At 35.9% G+C, this 20188-nt stretch carries 16 protein-coding genes, 1 tRNA gene and 1 pseudogene; 2 read left to right on the forward strand and 16 right to left on the reverse strand.

What is annotated here, in order from left to right; all coding sequences use genetic code 11:
* Nucleotides 1–888 precede the first annotated feature (888 nt).
* From ACYSNO_RS12195 to ACYSNO_RS12205, 3 genes are all read right to left on the reverse strand, one after another.
* Nucleotides 889–3477, reverse strand: coding sequence for a TrlF family AAA-like ATPase (locus ACYSNO_RS12195; protein WP_461731359.1), 2589 nt, complete (start codon nt 3475–3477; stop codon nt 889–891).
* Between the two features lie 114 nt (nt 3478–3591).
* The gene (locus ACYSNO_RS12200; protein ID WP_461731360.1) at nt 3592–7932 is read right to left on the reverse strand and encodes an Eco57I restriction-modification methylase domain-containing protein; all 4341 of its coding nucleotides are present in this window, start codon (nt 7930–7932) and stop codon (nt 3592–3594) included.
* Entirely contained in the window at nt 7933–8673 is a 741-nt protein-coding gene (locus ACYSNO_RS12205; RefSeq protein WP_461731361.1) for an N-6 DNA methylase, read from the reverse strand.
* 233 nt (nt 8674–8906) lie between these two features.
* On the opposite strand from ACYSNO_RS12205, the pseudogene ACYSNO_RS12210 reads away from it, so the two are divergent.
* A pseudogene (locus ACYSNO_RS12210) lies at nt 8907–9089 on the forward strand (hypothetical protein); the annotation flags it as partial.
* A gap of 19 nt (nt 9090–9108) precedes the next feature.
* Here the strand turns inward: ACYSNO_RS12210 and rpsI are convergent.
* The 4 genes from rpsI to ACYSNO_RS12230 all read right to left on the reverse strand — a co-directional run bounded on the left by rpsI (nt 9109) and on the right by ACYSNO_RS12230 (nt 11423).
* A complete protein-coding gene (gene rpsI / locus ACYSNO_RS12215; protein ID WP_461731362.1) occupies nt 9109–9501 on the reverse strand; it encodes a 30S ribosomal protein S9 in 393 nt (130 codons plus the stop codon).
* Between the two features lie 15 nt (nt 9502–9516).
* Complete coding sequence (gene rplM / locus ACYSNO_RS12220) at nt 9517–9963, reverse strand: 50S ribosomal protein L13 (protein ID WP_461731374.1); 447 nt, start codon at nt 9961–9963, stop codon at nt 9517–9519.
* A gap of 181 nt (nt 9964–10144) precedes the next feature.
* Nucleotides 10145–10615: a Dps family protein gene (locus tag ACYSNO_RS12225; RefSeq protein WP_461731363.1), complete on the reverse strand. Its 471-nt coding sequence runs from the start codon at nt 10613–10615 to the stop codon at nt 10145–10147.
* Nucleotides 10616–10700: 85 nt separating this feature from the next.
* Nucleotides 10701–11423: a DUF5105 domain-containing protein gene (locus ACYSNO_RS12230; RefSeq protein WP_461731364.1), complete on the reverse strand. Its 723-nt coding sequence runs from the start codon at nt 11421–11423 to the stop codon at nt 10701–10703.
* A 112-nt stretch (nt 11424–11535) separates the two neighbouring features.
* On the opposite strand from ACYSNO_RS12230, the gene ACYSNO_RS12235 reads away from it, so the two are divergent.
* On the forward strand, nt 11536–12219 hold the full coding sequence (locus ACYSNO_RS12235; RefSeq protein ID WP_461731365.1) for a prepilin peptidase: 684 nt from the start codon (nt 11536–11538) through the stop codon (nt 12217–12219).
* Nucleotides 12220–12263: 44 nt separating this feature from the next.
* On the opposite strand, the gene ACYSNO_RS12240 is transcribed toward ACYSNO_RS12235, so the two are convergent.
* From ACYSNO_RS12240 to ACYSNO_RS12280, 9 genes are all read right to left on the reverse strand, one after another.
* On the reverse strand, nt 12264–13589 hold the full coding sequence (locus ACYSNO_RS12240; protein WP_461731366.1) for a C40 family peptidase: 1326 nt from the start codon (nt 13587–13589) through the stop codon (nt 12264–12266).
* Between the two features lie 197 nt (nt 13590–13786).
* Nucleotides 13787–15142, reverse strand: coding sequence for a sialidase family protein (locus ACYSNO_RS12245; RefSeq protein WP_461731367.1), 1356 nt, complete (start codon nt 15140–15142; stop codon nt 13787–13789).
* Nucleotides 15143–15208: 66 nt separating this feature from the next.
* Nucleotides 15209–16120 (reverse strand): cation transporter, encoded by a 912-nt coding sequence (locus tag ACYSNO_RS12250; RefSeq protein WP_461731368.1) that lies wholly within the window; start codon nt 16118–16120, stop codon nt 15209–15211.
* A gap of 156 nt (nt 16121–16276) precedes the next feature.
* Nucleotides 16277–16777 carry a rod shape-determining protein MreD gene (gene mreD, locus ACYSNO_RS12255; protein WP_461731369.1) on the reverse strand — a complete coding sequence of 167 codons (501 nt, stop codon included), beginning with the start codon at nt 16775–16777 and terminating at the stop codon, nt 16277–16279.
* Nucleotides 16774–17637: a rod shape-determining protein MreC gene (gene mreC / locus ACYSNO_RS12260; protein WP_461731370.1), complete on the reverse strand. Its 864-nt coding sequence runs from the start codon at nt 17635–17637 to the stop codon at nt 16774–16776. The genes mreD and mreC overlap by 4 nt, the downstream gene beginning before the upstream one ends.
* 131 nt (nt 17638–17768) lie before the next feature.
* Nucleotides 17769–18407 (reverse strand): thiamine diphosphokinase, encoded by a 639-nt coding sequence (locus ACYSNO_RS12265; protein WP_461731371.1) that lies wholly within the window; start codon nt 18405–18407, stop codon nt 17769–17771.
* Entirely contained in the window at nt 18404–19057 is a 654-nt protein-coding gene (gene rpe / locus ACYSNO_RS12270; RefSeq protein ID WP_461731372.1) for a ribulose-phosphate 3-epimerase, read from the reverse strand. Before rpe ends, ACYSNO_RS12265 begins: the two co-directional genes overlap by 4 nt.
* A 14-nt stretch (nt 19058–19071) precedes the next feature.
* Entirely contained in the window at nt 19072–19953 is an 882-nt protein-coding gene (gene rsgA, locus ACYSNO_RS12275; protein WP_461731373.1) for a ribosome small subunit-dependent GTPase A, read from the reverse strand.
* Nucleotides 19954–20069: 116 nt separating this feature from the next.
* Nucleotides 20070–20143: transfer RNA gene (locus ACYSNO_RS12280), tRNA-Pro, on the reverse strand.
* Nucleotides 20144–20188 lie beyond the last annotated feature (45 nt).

The raw sequence follows: 20188 nt of genomic DNA on the forward strand, positions 1-20188 counted from the left end.
TCAATTTTTCTGTATACACGTGTGTTAATCCTTTCTTTTCTCGTGGAGTGGCTATCTGTTTTCTTGCTCAATGCCAACAGTCTTCTTTCCCTCCCAATTGAGAAGTGTTAACGATAAAGCTGTTCTGTCCTTCGCTCTTCTCAACTTTCATTGAGTTTCTTCACTACTATGACTTCTGCTGACTTCTCATTTTCCAGTCTTGTATCACTACAAGGGTTTGATTTAGAGAAATGAGACCTCCCCAGTTAAGGTGCAAACTCTTCCCTTCCATCTATCTGCCACATTTACACCAATTGATTCTTACAGGTAGTTATTGGACTTTAGCTCCTTTTGCAGCCTTATCCTCAACTGTTGCCTTCTATGTGATTTCTATTCGTCAGACCGGAAGTTTGCCTCTTGCTTCCTTCAGATTCTATGTCGCCATGGACACCCTTGCATTTGGCTAGGTGCTTTCCACTACTAGGACGCACTCGGGACTTGAACCCGTTAGAGTTTGCCCATGCTGGGCAAACAAAAAGACACCTTCCAACGAAATGGAAAGTGCCTTAAAAGGCTAGATGAGTGGTACTTGTAAGCGAATAAATTCGCAACGAATCCAGAAAGGTAACTACGCTCAGCAAAGCTTCGCCCAGCACCATTCTCGTAACTCGTAAACTCGAACGATAATCGCAATTAACGTTTTGAGAAATATACAGATAAATTCTAAGAGTATTGAATCCATCGTAATCCATCTTTATCAGCTCTTTGGAAATTTCTATATGGATAAAGATGGATGAAAAACGATGGTTATTGAAATTACTTGAACCAATTTGCACCAAAATGATGGATGTTAGTTGAATACATTTTTTAAACACTATAACCTTAAAATAATTTACATATTAATGGGAATTATTCATTTTTCCATAAATTATATATTTGTGTTCTTTTATTAAATGCTTCTTGTCCACCTTCCATAATATCAACAATTTTACTTTGAATGTCTTTATTATCAATACTTCCAGATTCCGCAATTATTTGTTTTTCATTATAAGAAACAGCAATTACTTGCTCAGCGTCACCTAAGACTGGAATATTAGCATTATGTGTCGCAAAAACAAACTGAACTTCAGGTTTCCTTTCTTTTACCTTAGTAATTATTTCATTATAAATTACTTGGTTATCTAAATCATCCTCTGGTTGATCTATCATTATCAGGTTATTATCTTTTTGAGATAAAATAAAAAGAACTAATGCTGATGCCCTTTGTCCAATAGAATGTTTTGCTATAGGTTTTCCGTGATACTTTATTTCAATCTGGTTAGGAGTTCTAATCTTTAATAGTTCACTGTAGTTTTCTTTAATTTTTTCTTTTAACTTTGATAATTGAGTTTCAGTTACTAGACTAGAAGTTATTTTAGAGCCTTCTAATAAAATATCAACTATAAGAGCTGCCAAATCAGAATGCTTTTCACATATAGTTTTGTAAGTATTCTGATTTATATTAGAGCCTCTAAATGATTGTATCAAATTATCGAAAAAGGCCTTTTTATTACCTTTAAACTCAATACTTAACTCTAGTGCATTTTGATTTGAATTTATTTTTTCAATCTCATCTTTATAAATTTGGAACTCTTTAAGTAATAGTTGATTTCTTTCATCTAGAGCAGCTCGAATTTGAGTTTCAATTTTACCCTTGCTTTCTTCTTGTTTAGCAACTTGATTAATAGACTTTGTTAATTTTTCTTCCGCAACTTTAAGCTTTGCAAAATCATCAGGATTTAAATTTGGTATCTCAATTTCTCTTTTAATCTCGGCAAATTCTTCCTCAAGTGATTTTATAATTAGTCGAATCTCCTCTAAATATTTTTTAACTAGTTTAGAGCTGGAATCAATCTTTACTATAATTTTCTCAATTTCTTTTTTGATATTAATTATAGTAGAAATCTCTTGTGATAACTTTATAAATAGCTCTGGTACTTCCTTAGACTCAAGATCACTTAATTCATTTAGCTCTCTAAGATTATTAGAGTTCAATAATTCTTCTGAATTAACTTTGAATTTATTAATTAATTCATATACGTTTTTTATGTTTCTTTCATCCTTCTGGAAATTAACCTGTTTAGAAAGTTTTGCAGATAAACCTTTCTCTTCAAATATCTTTATCTTATGCTTTATATCTGTTAAGTTTCTCCTTAGATCGGGTAAAGTATCAACTTGATCGTTTAGATTGAATAATTGGTTGATTCCATTGTTTAATTGATCGTTTATTCTGGTTAAATCTCCCTGAAAAGATTTTGTTTTCTTTCCAACTAATTTGTTTAATAACTCTAGTTCAAAGCCATTATCCATATAAGATAAATCTTTTTGTCCAAAATATAAAGGAGTTTGAAGGATAGAGTTTATTGTAACTCCAATTTCCATGTCGTTTTCGTCAAGAATATGTGGTGCTTCTCCTAATATCCTTTTTATTTTATATTTTTTTTTGTAATTATCTTGAAGTTCAATTATTACCTGTCCACCTGATTCTAGGAGGTTTTTTACTACATCTGATTTATAATCTTCATCAGCTGTTGATGGTGACATATCTAGAGTATATCTGATGGCTTCTATAATACTTGACTTACCACTACCTCGAATTCCGATTAAACTATTTAATTCCGGTGATAAATTTATTTTTTGATTGTTCATTTTCCCACCAATGAATTCAACAGATTTTATGTATCCATGATTATACTCTTTTTCAGACAAAGAAGTTCGATTTTGATAGTCTTTGAATGCAAGTACAACCGAATCAAAATTCCCATCTCCAATCTTAATATAAGATTTATTTCCTTTACCTATTTGGTCAATAGATTTGCAATCTGAACCCTCAATATAAGGAAGTTTATATCCCATCCAATCTTCAAGTTGCTTCATCTTATCCCTAGTTCGACCTTTTTGGAAGCCAAGAACTTTATTTTTAAACCAAATTTTATTGCTTAAAGATTCTATGAGCCCCCCTCTACACTCTTTAAGAAAGCCACTTTTTTGTTCAATATGAGCCATTATAATAAAGTATTCTTTATTATATGAATCTAAACATTCAATTATTCCTGCCAAGTCCTTATTACACTGAGTATTTTCATGTTCTCTATTATCAATACCCTTAAATACTTCATCAAGAAATTGATTAATTGTTTCACTCTTTCCTTTAATCCAATCTTCTTCTTTAAAAACAATTAAGCAATGTATTCCATTGGCTCCTTCTTTAACAGATAACTCCACCCCCGGAAGTATCGTTATATTTTCCTTTTTCGCTTTTTTCCTTAAACCTCTGTACTCACCTAAATCAAATTTATTATGGTTGGTAATTACCCCCAATTTAATATTTTCCTGTTTTAACTTCTCTACGTAATCACTGATGAAACGATCTTCTTCTCCTGTATATGAAAACTCTTTATCCGCCTTCGTATGAAGGTGGAAGTCTGCTCTAATCCATTCTGCTCCTGACGTAAACATTGTTGTCCTCCTATTTTTTTATTTTTGCTACTTGTATAAGAGTTGTAACATTTTGAATTAAGTACACAAATATACCACATACAATTATGCAAGTGATATATTTAATCATGAACATTAAGCCATTTCTTTTATATTATTTTTTATATATTCCATCTCTGACGATGTCAATCTATATTTTTCAAATAATTGCTCATCAATATCTATAATAGGGTTATTCCAATCAATATCAGAATCACTAGTAAAGTCTTGCAAAGGAATAAATCTATAGGTTTTCGCTGTCGCATCTTGACTCCCCTTAGCCAAGCTATGAAGAAATCTAGAAAACTTTGTTTGCAAATACTTTCCTAATGCTTCAACTTCTCTCTGACCAAATCTTTGGTCTGCACCTATTACCATATATGATTCAGTACAAATTGTACCAGGTTCTCCAATTCGAACATTAAAATTATCATCCGCAAGCTCTGTTCCAATGTTGTTAGCACGTGGTGTAAATATCTTCCACTCGTCAATCCACTCCGGTCGAATCTCAACTATTTCTCGCTCGATATAACCCTTTTTCCACCCCTTTGCATAACAAATAATCGGAAACTTTAATGAAGTTTCAGAGGAATTAAATCTTTCATCGTCTACAAAATACCCACCAAGCCCGAATGGTTTTCTCGGAGATACAATTTCAGATATTGTGAAGATATTTTCATAATCATTTGCACATATTTTCTCCAAAACCTTTATACCAATATTATCCCTTAACAAAATATCAATTCCTTTAATTGCTAATGGACGTTTTAAATCACTAATCTTTCTGCCATTTTTATAAGATGCAAATCTAATTAATTCATTTGTATAGTTTTTATTCCACAGAAAATAGTTTACTCCACCTCTAATATTTGTATTAGGAAAAATATCCTCAGGTGTTAACCAGTCGTGAATCTCCTTCAAATGCAGATCATTTAACATTTCATCCCTGAACGTGTCTAGGCCTTTCCCACCTACAAACCAACGACTAGGTGTAATATAAGTAATGTACTCTGGATTCAGGTTCTTTGCAGCCTGAATAAAGTGATGGTAAACTGGACGTGCGCTAGATTGAGCCCCCCCGTCCTCTTCCTGATATGGTGGGTTCCCTACAATCACATCAAATTTCACATTTTCACCCCTATATAATTCTTCTATTTTTTTTGAGATAGAGCCTTCTTTAACATACGACGTTAAATCACACTCGACTAAATTATTCGTTGAAATACCATTTAAGCTAGAGTAAATATATTTTTTCACAATATTATAAATAATATCACTAGGTGCGCAAGCATACACTTGATTTTCTAAAATCCATTTAACCCGTTCTTTCTGATCTGGAATTTGATCTTTCAATCCCTCATCCAGCCTCTTTACAATTTCTGTAATATACAAGCCACTCTTTACATACAAATCGGCAAATTTCATTGTTTTATCTTTGAATATATTCGAATTTTCATTTTCAAGTGCATCAACCATCATTTTAACTACTCGTCTTGGCGTGAAAATTTGATTTGTTTTCTGTGGCGGAATGTAATCAAATATATCCTCTTCTATACTCTCATCAAAATAATTTGCTAAGCGTTCTTTCGTGTTTAAAAACTCCCTTATACTCGCATTAAAAACAACCTCATTAAACAAACCAGGGATTGTCTTTTCACTCCCCTGATCATCAACATATTCAAAGCCATCTCGTAGTTTTTTAAACTCATCAACTGTAATACTCGTTAAATCTTCAAATGTTACTTCATCAATATTTTCGTCAAAGTTAGCTAATGTTGTTTCATCATCACCATAAGCCATTAAGAAAGCTGGAATTGTACGCGCAAATCCACGTAAATGATCACGAACATCATCTTCGGTTGTTTTCTTTTTCTTTTCTTCAACCTTCTCAATTTGCTCTTCTACTACTGTATGAATGGTTTCTTCTACTTCTTTATTAATTTCTTCTGAAAAGGTTGTTTCGATTTCTTTTTTCTTTTCTTCAAATTGTTTAGTTACAGCTTGCAATTCTTCTTCATTGTTTTCAAGAGTCGCTTTTTCTCTTTTTTGTTCGTAATCTCTTTGTAACTCTCTAACTTCATTTGTCATCGTTAAATGTTTGTCCGTAATCATTTCTTCTAATGACATATGCACACTTTTCTTTATGTCATCTGTCCGACCTTTTGTTAATTTAAAATCATCTTTTAATTTATCAAATCCATTGGCAAATGATTCTGTTATATTTCCAGCTAAAGTTTTGATGGATTCTTTTTGTCTTTCATCCGCTTCGTCTATTGACTTAGCTACTTCTTCTACCACCTCAATTGGTGCATAGATTTTTTCACCAAATAGGTCTTTTGATTTCCCTATCACTACTTCTGGCGGAATTTCAACTTCCCCTTCTTCATTTAAGTGAGGATCAGTCATCGGTATTTCACGTGGTTTGTCTAATCTTTTATTTTTCTCAGGCGGAATTTTATCTAATATACCTTTAAATGGTGAATCCCCTGAAAAAATACCCGCAATATTAGCGAAAAGTAAATTGCTCATGAATCCTCTTTTAACAACTTCTCTTGAAGTAATGCGTGAAGGTATTGTAAGTACTTCGGAAGCGTCTATTTCATGCATCGCTCCTTCATCATCTTCAGCAATAACAGGGAAGAAGTTTAGTAACTTTTTAATCTTATTCTTTCTTTCATCACTTGTTCTAGAACTACCACTCGTTAAATTATTCGCAAATTCATCATATAGTCGTAATGTTCTGTCAGGAGAGAAATCAAATATATATGCATTTTCTTTGCGATATAATTTCCCTTCCTGCTCAAATTCATACGGGTTTTGTGATCTAAATGCAGCCTGAAAGTATAAACTAGGTGACTCAATATTATTTAACATAAATACCGCTGTCCATTCAGGTACTGTCACACCCGTCGTTAATTGACCAACCGATAAAGTGATTGTTTTATCATGCTTTTTTATTGCTTTCCGAACTTTATCAAAGCTTTTTGTATTTTCTTTTAGATTGAGAGCCTCTTCCTCCAAATCTTCTTGAATACTCACACCATCCCCAGCTGCAAGTACAATTGCATAGTCTTTGAAAGTTGGATGCGCTTTTAAAAGTCTTTCTAACGCCTTCGCAGCATTTACACGCGGCAATAACCAAAATGTATGATTAAGTTCATTGCGATATTGATCTTCAGAAAAGGGAAACTTCCCTGACGACAAATTATCTAAGAATCTGATGACGCTTTCTTCATACTCAAATTTACCGTTATCTTTCACACGAAAAAATTCATTTAAATCAAATGCATAATCTATATTGGTTTCATCTTCAATTTGTAAGCCTGCTGTCACTTCATCTTCAATCATTTTACTCATTTGATATGTAAATAGGTTTAATGTCGGTAGGCTTTCATATGGATTGCTTCCAATCGTTTCATCCCATTCTTCCTTTGCTAGCTGTTCATCGACATATGACCAATTAAAAATTTGTTTTTCATGGAACTTATTATTTGCTAACGCTTTAAAGGGCGTTCCCGAAAGATGTAATGTAAATTTTCTCTTAAGCTGACTGAATGCTCTATCTGTCTTCTTCGTGTCAATCCCTTCATGGGCTTCATCAATAACTAGAACATCCCATTCTAAACCAGCAACCCAGTCCAATTTTTCATGTCTACCACCCGCAAACTTTGCTCCCTTTAAATCTTGTAATGATATAAAAGCAATTTGGGATGGATTTACATAAGTTGTTGTATCGAGATGGTCTCTGTATTGATCACGACTCATTGCTTTACCATTTAATGCATCTGTTTCAGAAACGAATTTCATATGTGGTTCTTGCCATGCAATGAACTTTTGAAAATCATCAAACCACGAATTAGCAATCGCTGGTCTATTCGTAACAATTAACACATTCGTCGTTTGTAAATTTCGAATAAAGTCATATGTTGTTAACGTCTTACCAAACCTTGGCTTTGCATTCCACAAAAATTCCTTCTCTTCATCTTCACTACGGTAATATTCCAATGTTTTTTCTACTGCCTGTTGTTGCTCATTTCGTAAAACATAATCAAATTTGTCATTTGTAATTTGAATTTCATCATAGTCTTGTTCAATGAATTTATCTGTTAACTCTTCTGCCTTTTCTAATGTTCCATTGAAATAAAACCATTCATCTGCACGACCATTAAAATCTTTTCTCTCAATTCCATTCATATTGAAATAACGATGTAATTCTTTATCTCGGAACCATTTACCATCAGACTTTCTTGCCAGTTTTTCAAATAATATATTTGGATTTAATCCCGCTGTTCCCACTTGTTCAAACACTCGAGTCGCTGCATCCCTAGTTGTATCACCTATTTTTACATAACCATCATGTGATGGAACTTCTGGAAGCGTATATCCATACACTTTATATTCGATTTCTTCAAATGGTTTAATGATTGTTTTGTCCATTTAGACTTCCTCCATTTCCTCTTTATAAACATCGATTATTTTCACAGGAATGTATTGCATTTCTTTTACAACTTCTTCTTTTTCATCAAATGGTTCATCTAAAAAGCTAAAAAGATCAATTTGTTCTGGTTCATTTTTAGATTTTTGCAAAGCTTTACCATTTTCCTTTTGTGTATTCTCATAAATTTCATCAAGTGTATATTCTGTTCTTTGGACCTTGATATTTTTAGTAATCGTTCGAAGGTTTATTGGTTTCCATTCACTAAACACTAAGTCGAATCCGTCAATTGCTTTACGGGTTAGAAAATTTCCATTTCTTATATTTAATGAAATAATCCTTTTCGCGCTATCTAGTACCTTTTGGTTTGCTTTCCCATTATGATAATTTATTTGCTCTTTGTAAAAATCATAATACTCCTGATACATATTCATTACGCAAGTTTGAGCGTTATCTTCTAACAACTCAATGCCATATAGGGTTGATAAAGCAAGCAACGAGTAATTTTCATAGCGAATTAAATCATCGTTATATTTCATTGAAATCATAGCTAATTTTCTTTTAAGTATTTCAATTAAAAAAGCACCTTCTCCAGCTGCTGGTTCTAAAAATGTAGTTGTTAAGTCTTCACATGCTTCTTTTACTTCAGGGATATTCAGCATTTGATTTACAACTTTTTTAGGCGTAAATACTTCTCCGTGCTTTTGTACACGTTCTTTGCTTTTTATAATTTTTTCAGACAACAAAGTACCTCCTTGCCTCTTGTATCACTATACATAGTAATCTCTCATTTAACTATATCATATTTTCGATAATTAACCTCAAAAAAATGGGGGTACATTATTTCGTTTCTTTTTCTAAGCCTTTAATCCTTGCCTATCGTATTTTTAAAAACTTCTCAATTTGTCTGATACACTTGATTCTGAATTAAGAACGACCTTTTAAAACTAGTTTTCTTATTGAGAGGTTATTCGAGAACTGTTTTATTTACCCCTATTTGAATGAAAAACTCAAAGCAAAAAATACGCATATTAAGACATTGAAACGCGTCTCCTATGGTTTCAAATTGTTTCATAATATGAAAACACGGACATTTTTAACGGAAGGACTCATTCAAATAACAAAAAAGACACTCTCTCGCAATGAGAAAGTGTCTTGAAACGTTGATATAACAACGATTAACGCTTAGAGAATTGTGAAGCTTTACGAGCTTTTTTAAGACCTGGTTTTTTACGTTCCACCATACGAGCGTCACGAGTTAATAGACCAGCTTGTTTTAAAGCTGCACGGAAATCAGGATCAACTGTTAACAATGCACGTGCGATACCATGACGGATTGCACCTGATTGTCCAGCATATCCTCCACCGTTTACGTTAACCATTACGTCATATGCGCCTTTTGTTTCAGTTACGCCAAATGGTTGGTTGATAACTTCACGTAGGTCAGCATGTGGGATATATGTTTCAATGTCTTTTTTGTTAATAGTAATTTGACCAGTTCCTGGTACTAAACGTACGCGAGCAACTGCGTTTTTACGACGGCCTGTGCCGATATATTGTGCTTGTGCCAATGAAATTCCCTCCTGTTAAATTAAGTTTGTGATATCTAATACTTCTGGTTGTTGTGCTGCATGTGGATGAGTTCCTTCAGCATAAACGTGTAATTTCATGCCTTGAGCACGACCTAAAGTATTTTTAGGTAACATACCTTTAACAGAATTTTCAATTAAACGACGAGAATTTTTCTCACGTAATTCGCCTGCTGAGATTGATTTCAATCCACCGATGTAACCTGAGTGGTGGTGGTAAATTTTACCGTCTGCTTTATTACCTGTTAATTTAATTTTATCTGCATTAATTACGATGACAAAATCACCTGTATCCACGTGTGGAGTGAATGTTGGTTTATTTTTTCCACGTAGAATTGATGCTACGACTGCTGAAAGACGACCCATAGGAACATCTGTTGCATCAACGACATACCATTTACGTTCTACTTCGCCAGCTTTGGCCATATATGTTGTACGCACTATATTTTCCTCCAATTTCAATTTCGAATGTTTGACATGCATTTGAGTTTCCGGGGCTCTCATGGGGCAAACAATACCATTTAATATGATACCTACATTTTAAAGCAATGTCAATCTTTTTCTCTTTAAAATAGAAAAAAAGCTTCTTGGGTCAACCCCTAAGAAGCTTCATGACTCATTTAGATTAAGCAGGATCAATTTCTGGTGCGAAACCAAGTTTTGCTTGTAACATCCAGATTTTTTTCTCGATGTCTGTATTAAAGCTGGTAAAAATATCTTGGCTACTGTCATCGCCTTCATCGCCCGCTACCTTAATACCGGTTTTGTACAAGTCTGCTAAGTAGCGATAACCAGAAACTAAGGTCGCCATTCTTTCAGGAATCGTGCGCTCGTAACTTCCAATTTCATCTTTGATACCAGTATGATCAATAAACTCTTGTAAAGTTGAGTATGGTGCACCATCTAACGTAATCAAACGTTCTGAAATCACGTCTAATTGATCGTTAATTTCATCCATAAACTCATCCATTAAAGGGTGTAAGCTTAAGAACTCAGGACCACGCATATACCAGTGGGTTTGATGGATAATGACTGAAAATTGACTTAAATCTGCAACTAATTGATTCAATACTTTTTTGGTTTCTTGATATTTCATCTTTATCTCTCCTCACTTTTGATACTTCTAGCATAATACGAATGCTTAGAAATGTACACCGATTCTACATATTTGAGAAAGATTCTCATTTTTCTTTGATTTCTTCCAGATTCGGGACAATCACTTCTGACATGGCTTGCATCATTTCTGCTGCCAACTCTTCTTCGTCACGGACACCCGCGTAAAAAGCGAGGTACAAGCTAGCTAAGGTTTCATCTTGCCCGCCAACTATTTCCCATTTCCCTTTGTTTTGCTTGAGTTGCAAGGTAACTTCAGTTGATGTTTCCTTTGCCGGCGTTAAGGGAATTTGATCTTGCATGATTTTGACCGTTTCTGTGACTAACTTTTCAGGATCTTTCACTAGATTATTTTTCTCTTCAATTTTTTCTAACAATCCCGTAGTCGATGCTTTGAACAAGGCCATCAAGTCAAATCCCTTCACTTCATAAATCACATGGAAAATTGATTTGGTCTCAGTAATTTGTTTGACATTATAACTCGTTTGCTCTTTTACTTGCTTCATTAAGGCTTCTGAAATTTCTGCAGCGACTTGCTGATCGACCGCCTCACCACTTTGTAAAAGTCCTTCCGTAAAGTTTTCTTCAAAAGAAGTACGTTGCGATTGAAAAGCGGTCTCTAGTTCTTCACTTTGTAAGAAGTTTGTTTGAAAGGCTTCTGCTTTTTTCTCATAAATCATTTCATCTAGTAGTAATGGAGCTGCTTCTTCTGCTGGAATTGCTTTCGTACACCCTGCAAGTAACAACAAGGTAAATGCTGGCAGGACCATTCCGATCCATTTTTTGTGCATCTTTTTTTCCTCCTTCGTTTTGGTTCTATTTATTATTCACTGATTCTCGACTTTTTGTCTAGTAAAGACTCTTTTTGCGTATTTATCTTAAAAGAAACTAAGGAGAATTGCGATGTTCATTTTTTATATTGGTTGTTGCATTGGTTCATTCTTAACGGTCGTTGCTTGGCGTTTACCGATTGGGCAAGATTTTATTTTTTCTCGTTCCAACTGTCCGCATTGTCAAAAAAAACTGAAATACTATGAATTATTGCCACTCTTTTCAATAATTATTTCTCGTTTTCGTTGTTCTACTTGCAAAATAAAGGTGCCCATTTTTTATCTGTTTAGTGAGCTGAGCTATGGATTTCTTTTGGTCATCCTTGTTAAACAAACCCCTTCACCGATGCAAGTCCCTTTTTTTTTATGGCTGACGATGGCCTATTTACTTTCCTTGACTGATTATTTTTACCTAATTGTTGAACCAAAAATTTTAGCTAGTTTTGGAACGCTTCTTTGGTTTCTACTCTTTTATCAGCAATGGGTTTTTCATTTAGGTACGTTCAGTTTCGTGTGCTTTGCTACGATTCTCATTTCACTTTTTTTCCGTTCTTATCTTGGCTTTGGTGACTTGTTGTTACTCTTAATTTGGAGTCCTTGGCTTACTTTTACTCAGTTTTTTCTCCTGTTAGCCTGTGCAAGTTGTTCAGCTCTATTATTTTTTATTTGTTATTTTCTCTTCAAAAGACAAGTTTTGCTCTATCTCCCCTTTGTCCCCTTTTTGAGTCTTGGACTCCTCATCGTTCTCATTTTCTAACATACAAAAAAGCTGACGAGAAATTCCGTCAGCTTTTATTCTTCTTACATACGTACTGCAAAGTCTGGTGCGAATCCACCAACTGAACCAACTGTTACACTTTGGCCTGGAGCAGGTGCATGGATGTATTGTCCGCCACCTAATGCAATGGCTACGTGATGTGTGCCACCTGGTGCACCCCAGAAGTATAGATCGCCTGCTTGTGCTTCCCCTACAGAAATCGTTGCGCCGGCACTTTCTTGTGGAACGGTCCAACCGCCAATTTCACGTCCAGCTGCATGACGAAACACGTAACTAGTGAAGCCAGAACAGTCAAAGCTTTCTGGTCCTTTAGCTCCCCAAACATAAGGTTTTCCAATATGTTTGTATGCTTCTGCAATAACTGCAGAGGCATTTCCTGATGGTGCAGGAGCGGGTGCTGGCGTTGACGGTGCTTCCGGTTGTGGTGCCGGAGTTTGAACGTTGTTACTTGTGTTGTTATTATTATTTGCATTGTTGTTTGTATTGTTGTTGCCACCTGTACTTGGTGCTTCAACACTTGGTTGTGTCACTGTTTCATTGTTCGATTGACTTGAGTCATTACGATTCGCATCGGTATTATTGGCTGGCGTTTCAGCTGCTGCTTGTTGTGCTGCTGCACGACGTTGTGTTTCTGCCGCTAAACGCTCTGCTTCTGCAATTCGTGCACGTTCTGCTTCTGCTTGCGCTTTACGATCTCGAATCGCTTCTTTTTCACTTTCTTTTGACGCTTGTTGTAAGGCAAAGTCAGCTTTTGCAACAGCTAAATCAGCCTGGCTTCGTTCAAGTTCACCCTTTTGTGCTTCTAGTGTCACTTGGTTTTCTTGAATTTCAGTCATTTTTGCGTCATTTTCTGCTTTTTTATCTTCGACTGCTTGTTTGTCTTCTTTTTGTTGTGTGACTAAATCGTTATTTGCATTCACGATTGTTGACATTGCTTGGATACGACCAATTGCATCTGTTAATGATTCAGCTGTTAAAACCGCTTCAATCACTGTTGTTTGACTGCCGTTTACTTGGACGTCACGAGCTTGGTTACGGATTGCTTCTTCGCGTCGCTCAATTCGAACTTCTAGATCCGCAATTTCTTGTTGTAATTGCTCTGTTTCTTTTGCTAACGTTTGTTGTTTTTCTAATAGCTCTTGTGCTTTGGCATTAATGCTTGCTACTTCACCTTCTAATGTGTCGATTTGTGATTGTAAGCGTGCCTGTTGGCTTTTTAATGCACTAATTTCTTTGTCTTTTTGTTCCAATTGTGTATCAAAATCATCTGCTAACGCCACGGTAGGTGCGATCACTGCAGTAAATAATAGGGAACCTGCGACTAATGACGATAATATTCGTTTCTTCAAGATCTATTCCTCCGACTAAGTAATATATTTAAGTAATTTTTAAGTTAAATTAAAGTTTTCCTCAATTTCTATAACAATGTGATTGTAACATAGACGTATGACAGTTTGATAAACCCAATGTTACAAATATATTTCAATTCACACCTTATAACGAGCTTTTTGGCGTCTTTCCCGACATTTTTGTTTAAAAAAACGGATTAAGCTTGAGGAAGTAACTGTTTTAAATCAACTGTTTTAAAAATTAGCCGGATCAGACCATCTTCATCGTATTGACTTTCATATAAAAGCCCGATTTTTCCATCGTTCAATGCAGCCATCGAAGAATAAATAAAAGATTGTTCTTCAATCACTTGTTCGTACGTCCATGTTTTCCCTGCATCAAGACTGACTCGTAAGACACCGTTTTTTCTTTCTTTCTTATCATTTGGTCCTAGGTAGACCCAAACGCTCTCATCCAAGCCTTGGATGGCATGCAAGAGACTAAACTGACAAACTGGATTAATCAAGGTTTCTTCAAAAGTGATTTCTCCCCATGAAAAAGCACCATCTTGACTGACTGCTTTTGCCAGGCAGCCTTTACCGTAGTGGTTGCGCATATAGATCGCAACGGAGCCATCCAATTGTTCGACCACTTGAGATTCAGTTAATTCGTATTTTTTCAAGGCATGCCCTAATGTTTCGGCTGTTGTTTGAGTAAGGGAAATGGGCCGATTGTCATTGGGTGATTGCCCTCTTTGCCAAGTCTGTCCATGGTCATCACTGTAAATGACACTACAAGAGAAAAAACCACTGGCATTCATAAAATAAATCGGAAATACTAGACGACCTTGATGCGCTCCTTTTTGTAGCTGAATCCCAATACCCGGGCCAGTTCCAATAAAGCTCATCCACTCTTCTTTCACCTGTAAGTTCAAGTCAATCGGTTTGGACCATGTCGAGCCTTCATCATCACTGTAGATGATTTGCAGGTAGCTTGTCGGTGCCTCATACAATTGCTGCTCTTTCAATTCGTCAAATTTCTCATAAATCGTACCTAAAGCAACAGCACCTTTAAAGACACGACCCGTTTGATCAACACGATAATCCGTAAGCGCTTCCTCGTCTTTTGTGTAAACGCGACCATCTTTGGCTAAGAGATAGGGATAGTAATGTCGATTATACAAAATTCGACGCCCTTGTTCATCGAACCCACGGCCCACCCAACTGCTAAAGGCACCTACACCACCCGGGCTATGCGAATAAAGCAACCAAATTCTTTCCGTTGCTTGATCTTGCAATAAGGAACAGTCGATGGCAGCCGGACCATTTAAACCGGTGTCTCCCAAAAATTCAACCGTCGTTTGACAGGCACTCCACGTGTTTCCTTCATCAAAACTTCTACGAATCACGTTCTTAATTTCATTCGGATTATCTCGTTGACTCGCAATTCGAGCATCTGCCGCTGCAATTAGCGTTCCTTTTTTAGTATGCAATAATGCAGGGATACGAAACGCATGCGAATCGTGATCCCCTGGGGTGAATAATTCTTGGCCATCAGACATAAGATCAAACATATAAAATCAAACTCCTTTATTATTTGAGACTTCTAAAGAATGTGTCTCTTTATTTTTAAGTAATCATTAATAAGCAAATCGTTTATCTGCCGTAAAAGTAATGCTAAGCCATGTTTGATGTGGCGGGTAAATTTCTTCTAGCGCAGCGATCACTTCAGAACGCAACTGATCTTGCACTAAAATACTATCGAGTGTGGACTCGGGAGAGATGACGATATCCAGTTCAATTATTAAAGAATCACCAACTTTTGCCGTTCTCAAAATAGATTCTTCTATGCTAGATCTCTGTGTAATCCTTTGTTCAAGCACCTGAACAATTTCTTGCCGAATTTGAAGACTTGGCGTGCCTGAAAGCACCTCACGAAAATGGGCTTTAATTTCTCTAATTGAAATAAAAATAAAGTAACCCGTAATAAACAAAGTAACCACTGGGTCAATTGTTTGCGCCAATGTTTCATAATGAAGATGTGCGAGAAGGAGAGCAATTAAATACGAGACTAAAATACTCACACTAAAATAAAGGCCAAAACGCCATTGACGAATTTCCAGTTGCAGCATCCCGCTTATCGAAGTTCCTTTTTTTAATTTTTTCAAGATGAATAAGCAATAAACAATACTAAACAACGTATACAACCCACCAATGAGATAATTAATCTCATCATAACTATGAAAAAGTAAGGTCTCGACAGACTGAGTAATCCCAACAAGCGCAATCAATAATAAGACAAAATTGTTTATTAGTAAAATTAAAGGCGAGAGAACATCCTTACCGAAAGGAAAATTTTTGAAGTCTTCCTTTTCAATATATTTTGCGACAAAAAGCATTATTGCTGCCATTACTGTTCCAACTATTGTGAAGAATCCATCAAGAATAATCACAGAGGTATGAAAAAACCAGCCGAAAATAATGGAACTTACTCCTAATATACCACTACTAATAATGGATAAATACAGTTTTGAAAATGTTTCTTTCTGCATAATTCCTCCTCTAAAAAAGCTGATAAAATTATAACATACCTGCTACGTTTTTTTAAAAGAATCTTTTTCTCAATGTCATTTTATTACCGCCATTCATTTTTGAATGCAATAAAAAGGTCTTCCTCATAATCACAAGCATCATGAGAAAAGACCTTTTTACCAAAATATTTTTTTAAGCGGGTACATGGTTATTAGAAACAAGCCCATATTTAACAATAGTGTTGGGGCAAGTAGCTGTGTCACAAAATAAAGTAAGTCAACATGAATCAGATTAAAAATCACCTGAATAAACAAAATGACAATTTCAAAAAAGGTCACGAAGATAATCATTCCAAAAAAAAGATTAAATGAGTTTTCAAAGATAATTTCTTTTAAGAAAGACATCAAAGCAATCGTTAGCGGGAAAACAACAATATAAATACCAAGTAGTCCCAGATAATATAAATCAAAAATACCACCAATAATTAATGATGTCACGAGGAGGTAGTTTTTCGGCAAATACCGAACTGCAAACAAGAACGCGATTAAAGCAAGATGACTCCGCCAAATATAACGATTTTGATTGAATGCGGTAAGTAACTGGGTGAGGTGTGCGTCAATTAAAATTAAGAAAAAGAATAAAAATGGGGCGCCATACTGAATTCGTTTTGAAATCATTCTTCTTCCTCACCTACTCCTCGCTTAATAACAGTCACCACGAGTAAGTCAGACATCTCTGCATACGGCTTTAAATACACTTGACGTGTCAAACCAAAGCGATCGGTACTTTCTTTGAGAGTGGTCCCTACCGGTAAATCCGCGGGTGATCCGCCACCAAGACCTGACGTCTGAACGACTGAGCCTTCAGGAATATTGGCTTCTCCAGTAATTTGTTCGATTACTAAACGATTCGTTTTTCGATCATAGCCTTTTAATATACCAAAAGCTTCTCCTTTTTCACTGGAGATTCTGACTGGAAATTGATTACTTGTTTGATTGCTTGAAGTTAGTAACTCTACTTTGGAAGAATAAGGATTGACTTCAATCACACGACCAATTAAGCCTTGTTTAGAAAGTACGGGCATATTGACTTCAATCTCATCCGTGCTTCCACGATCTATAACAAGCATATCTTGCCAAGTATCAGGAGAACGTGAGATGACATTGCTTGTAATTTTCTCAAATTTTGTGAGCGTGCTTTGCAGTTCAAGTTCCTCTGTAAGTGTTGCAATTTCTCGCTCATTGTTTTTATTTTGTTGAACCATTGCATCATACGCATCGATTTTTTCTTTCAACCGTTCGTTTTCTTCATAAGTAACAAAAAGATTTTCAACCGCATTCGCACTTTTTTCAACCCAACGAATGGGGGCAGAAATAACTCGGTCCACACCAGCAACGACATCGTTAATGACTGCTTGCCCAAAAATCGGCTTGTCTGCAACGGCTCTTCTAGTAATGGTGATACTTAATGTACTAACAATAATAATCACAAGGATTAACGTGATAATGATATTTTTATTTGGATTAAATTTTTTCACAAAAGGCACCTCATATTTATACAGACTGATAGTCTAAATTGTACCACTAATTTCTTGGAAACAAAAGAAAAGGTGAGACTCTTAAGCTTTTTTGAACACTTTTGTTTCAAAAAAAGTGAAGTCTCCCCTTCTTATTTATCTCGCGATTGAATGACCGCAACCAAGCCTGCATCAAAGGAAATTTGCGCTGTTTCTCCAAGAAATTCATTGCTCGCTAGTGAGGTTGGATAATCGATATCTACCTGTTTTAAAGTATATTTACTATCTGTTAAAGTTAAGTTACGGATAGGCGTCAGGCAACAATAGCCTAAATATTTCATCATAGGAATCCTTTTCACTTGATGGTTTCCCGGTAATAGGTAGGTCACTGTGTTTTGTGCGTCACGCAAGCAAATCTGATTGCTATGTTTTTTAAAACGAGGTTCAAAAATCATCCATAAATTAGATAACAAATGATCTAAGCGACCGCCTGTTACACCAATCAATTCAATTTTAGCGGTTGGATAGTGCCTAAGTGCATACCCTAAAGCAAGTTGTGTGTCTGTTTCATCCTTTTCAGCTGGCGCCATTTGAACTTTTTTTGCTTTTTTAAAAACAAAGGCTTTTTCAACGGCACTTAACGAATCAAAATCTCCAATAGCTAAATCCAAAGGGTATCCGGCTTCAAGTAAATACAAACTTCCCCGATCAATCCCAATATAAATATCATAATGATCTTGGAGTCTAGGCCAATGTTCAACGGTTCCACCAGCGACTAATAAGACATTCATCCTTCTAATACCTGCTTTAAGTTTTGTATTTGTTGTGCAGGTTTTTCTGCATCATAAATATAGCTACCTGCTACAAAAACGTTTGCTCCTGCTGCCTTACATAATTCTGCTGTTTCTGGAATAATCCCACCATCCACCTGTATATCATAAGTATACCCTCGCTCTGCTCTTATTTGAGCCAGTTCGCGGATTTTATCTAAGGTTTCTGGAATAAACTGCTGACCGCCAAATCCCGGATTGACCGTCATCACAAGCACTTGATCTACCATACTTAAGACGTGTTTAATGGCACAAATCGGTGTGCCGGGATTCACAACAACTTCTGCTTTTACTTTTTGAGCCTTAATGAGCTGAATCGTCCGATGAATATGAGGGTCTGCCTCAACATGAACACCAATAATGTCGGCACCTGCTGCAACAAATTCATGGATATAACGTGCAGGATCTGCCACCATTAGATGGACATCGAGTGGAAGCCTTGTATGTGGGCGTAATGCTTTCACAACATTGGAGCCAAAAGTAATACTTGGAACAAACTGACCGTCCATCACATCAATATGAATATAATCGGCACCGTGCTTTTCAACAAAAGCTACATCTCTTTGTAAATTGGCAAAATCGGCACTTAAAATCGAAGGGGCTAATTTCATGTTCTATTCATCTCCTATTTCTTCTTACGATAGATTGGTTTTCTGTTTTTTACTTCATTTAAAAATTGCAAGTAGTTTTCATAACGAGTCGTTGCGATTCGACTTGCCTCAACACTGGCTTTCACTGCACAATCGGGTTCATTGACGTGCGAACACTCTCTAAAGCGACAATCACTTGCTACCTCTACAAATTCAGGAAACAACTTGGGTAACTCTCGTTCATCCACTTCTAAAAAATCGATTGAACTAAAGCCTGGCGTGTCTGCAACAAGTCCACCAGCAATTGCTAGTAACTCGACATGACGCGTTGTATGCCTTCCACGTCCTAAGGCAGCCGATATTTCGGCTGTTTCCAAAGCCAAATCTGGAACAATTCGATTTAATAAGGTTGATTTCCCAGCACCAGATTGCCCCATAAAAACTGTTAACTTTTCCTTGAACGTTTCTTCGATTTCAATAACCGAGGCAGCATCTTCAGTCGCTACAATTACTGGATAACCAATACGGTCGTAGACTTGTTTTATTTCAGATACCATTACTTGGTCCGTTAATAAATCAACTTTGGTTAAATAAATAATTGGTTGAATATCTTCATATTCCAATGAGACTAAAAAACGATCCAGTAAATTATAAGAAAAATTGGGTTCAACTAGACTAGTAACAACGACTCCCTGATCGACATTCGCAACTGCTGGACGAACTAATTGGTTTTTTCGTGGTAAGACCTCTAATAAATAACCATCAATGGAACTACTACTTTCAAAAATAACGTTATCACCTACGAGAGGAGTAATTTTACGTTTACGAAAATTACCTCTTGCTCGCGTCTGATACGTTTCTCCGCTATTTTCAATATAATAAAAACCACTAAGCGCCTTTATAATTTTTCCTTCCAAACACACGCCTCCTCTTTCTTTGCTTCCTTATTGTATCATATTTCGAAAATAAATAAAAAAGTAGAAGGCATCGAATGAAACATTGATGTCTTCTACTTTAACTTGTCTATTTACTATCGGGAAGACAGGATTCGAACCTGCGACCCCTTGGTCCCAAACCAAGTGCTCTACCAAGCTGAGCTACTTCCCGTACAATATGTAACGATGCACCCAAGAGGAGTCGAACCTCTAACCG

This window comes from Enterococcus sp. LJL98 (genome assembly GCF_054871745.1).

What these genes read in the sequence shown, in the direction of transcription:
- ACYSNO_RS12195 (WP_461731359.1), bottom strand. Translation starts at nt 3,477, where the DNA reads ATGTTTACGTCAGGAGCAGAATGGATTAGAGCAGACTTCCACCTTCAT.
- ACYSNO_RS12245 (WP_461731367.1), bottom strand. Translation starts at nt 15,142, where the DNA reads ATGTTTGATCTTATGTCTGATGGCCAAGAATTATTCACCCCAGGGGAT.
- ACYSNO_RS12235 (WP_461731365.1), top strand. Translation starts at nt 11,536, where the DNA reads ATGTTCATTTTTTATATTGGTTGTTGCATTGGTTCATTCTTAACGGTC.
- ACYSNO_RS12230 (WP_461731364.1), bottom strand. Translation starts at nt 11,423, where the DNA reads ATGCACAAAAAATGGATCGGAATGGTCCTGCCAGCATTTACCTTGTTG.
- ACYSNO_RS12250 (WP_461731368.1), bottom strand. Translation starts at nt 16,120, where the DNA reads ATGCAGAAAGAAACATTTTCAAAACTGTATTTATCCATTATTAGTAGT.
- mreD (WP_461731369.1), bottom strand. Translation starts at nt 16,777, where the DNA reads ATGATTTCAAAACGAATTCAGTATGGCGCCCCATTTTTATTCTTTTTC.
- ACYSNO_RS12265 (WP_461731371.1), bottom strand. Translation starts at nt 18,407, where the DNA reads ATGAATGTCTTATTAGTCGCTGGTGGAACCGTTGAACATTGGCCTAGA.
- ACYSNO_RS12225 (WP_461731363.1), bottom strand. Translation starts at nt 10,615, where the DNA reads ATGAAATATCAAGAAACCAAAAAAGTATTGAATCAATTAGTTGCAGAT.
- ACYSNO_RS12200 (WP_461731360.1), bottom strand. Translation starts at nt 7,932, where the DNA reads ATGGACAAAACAATCATTAAACCATTTGAAGAAATCGAATATAAAGTG.
- rpe (WP_461731372.1), bottom strand. Translation starts at nt 19,057, where the DNA reads ATGAAATTAGCCCCTTCGATTTTAAGTGCCGATTTTGCCAATTTACAA.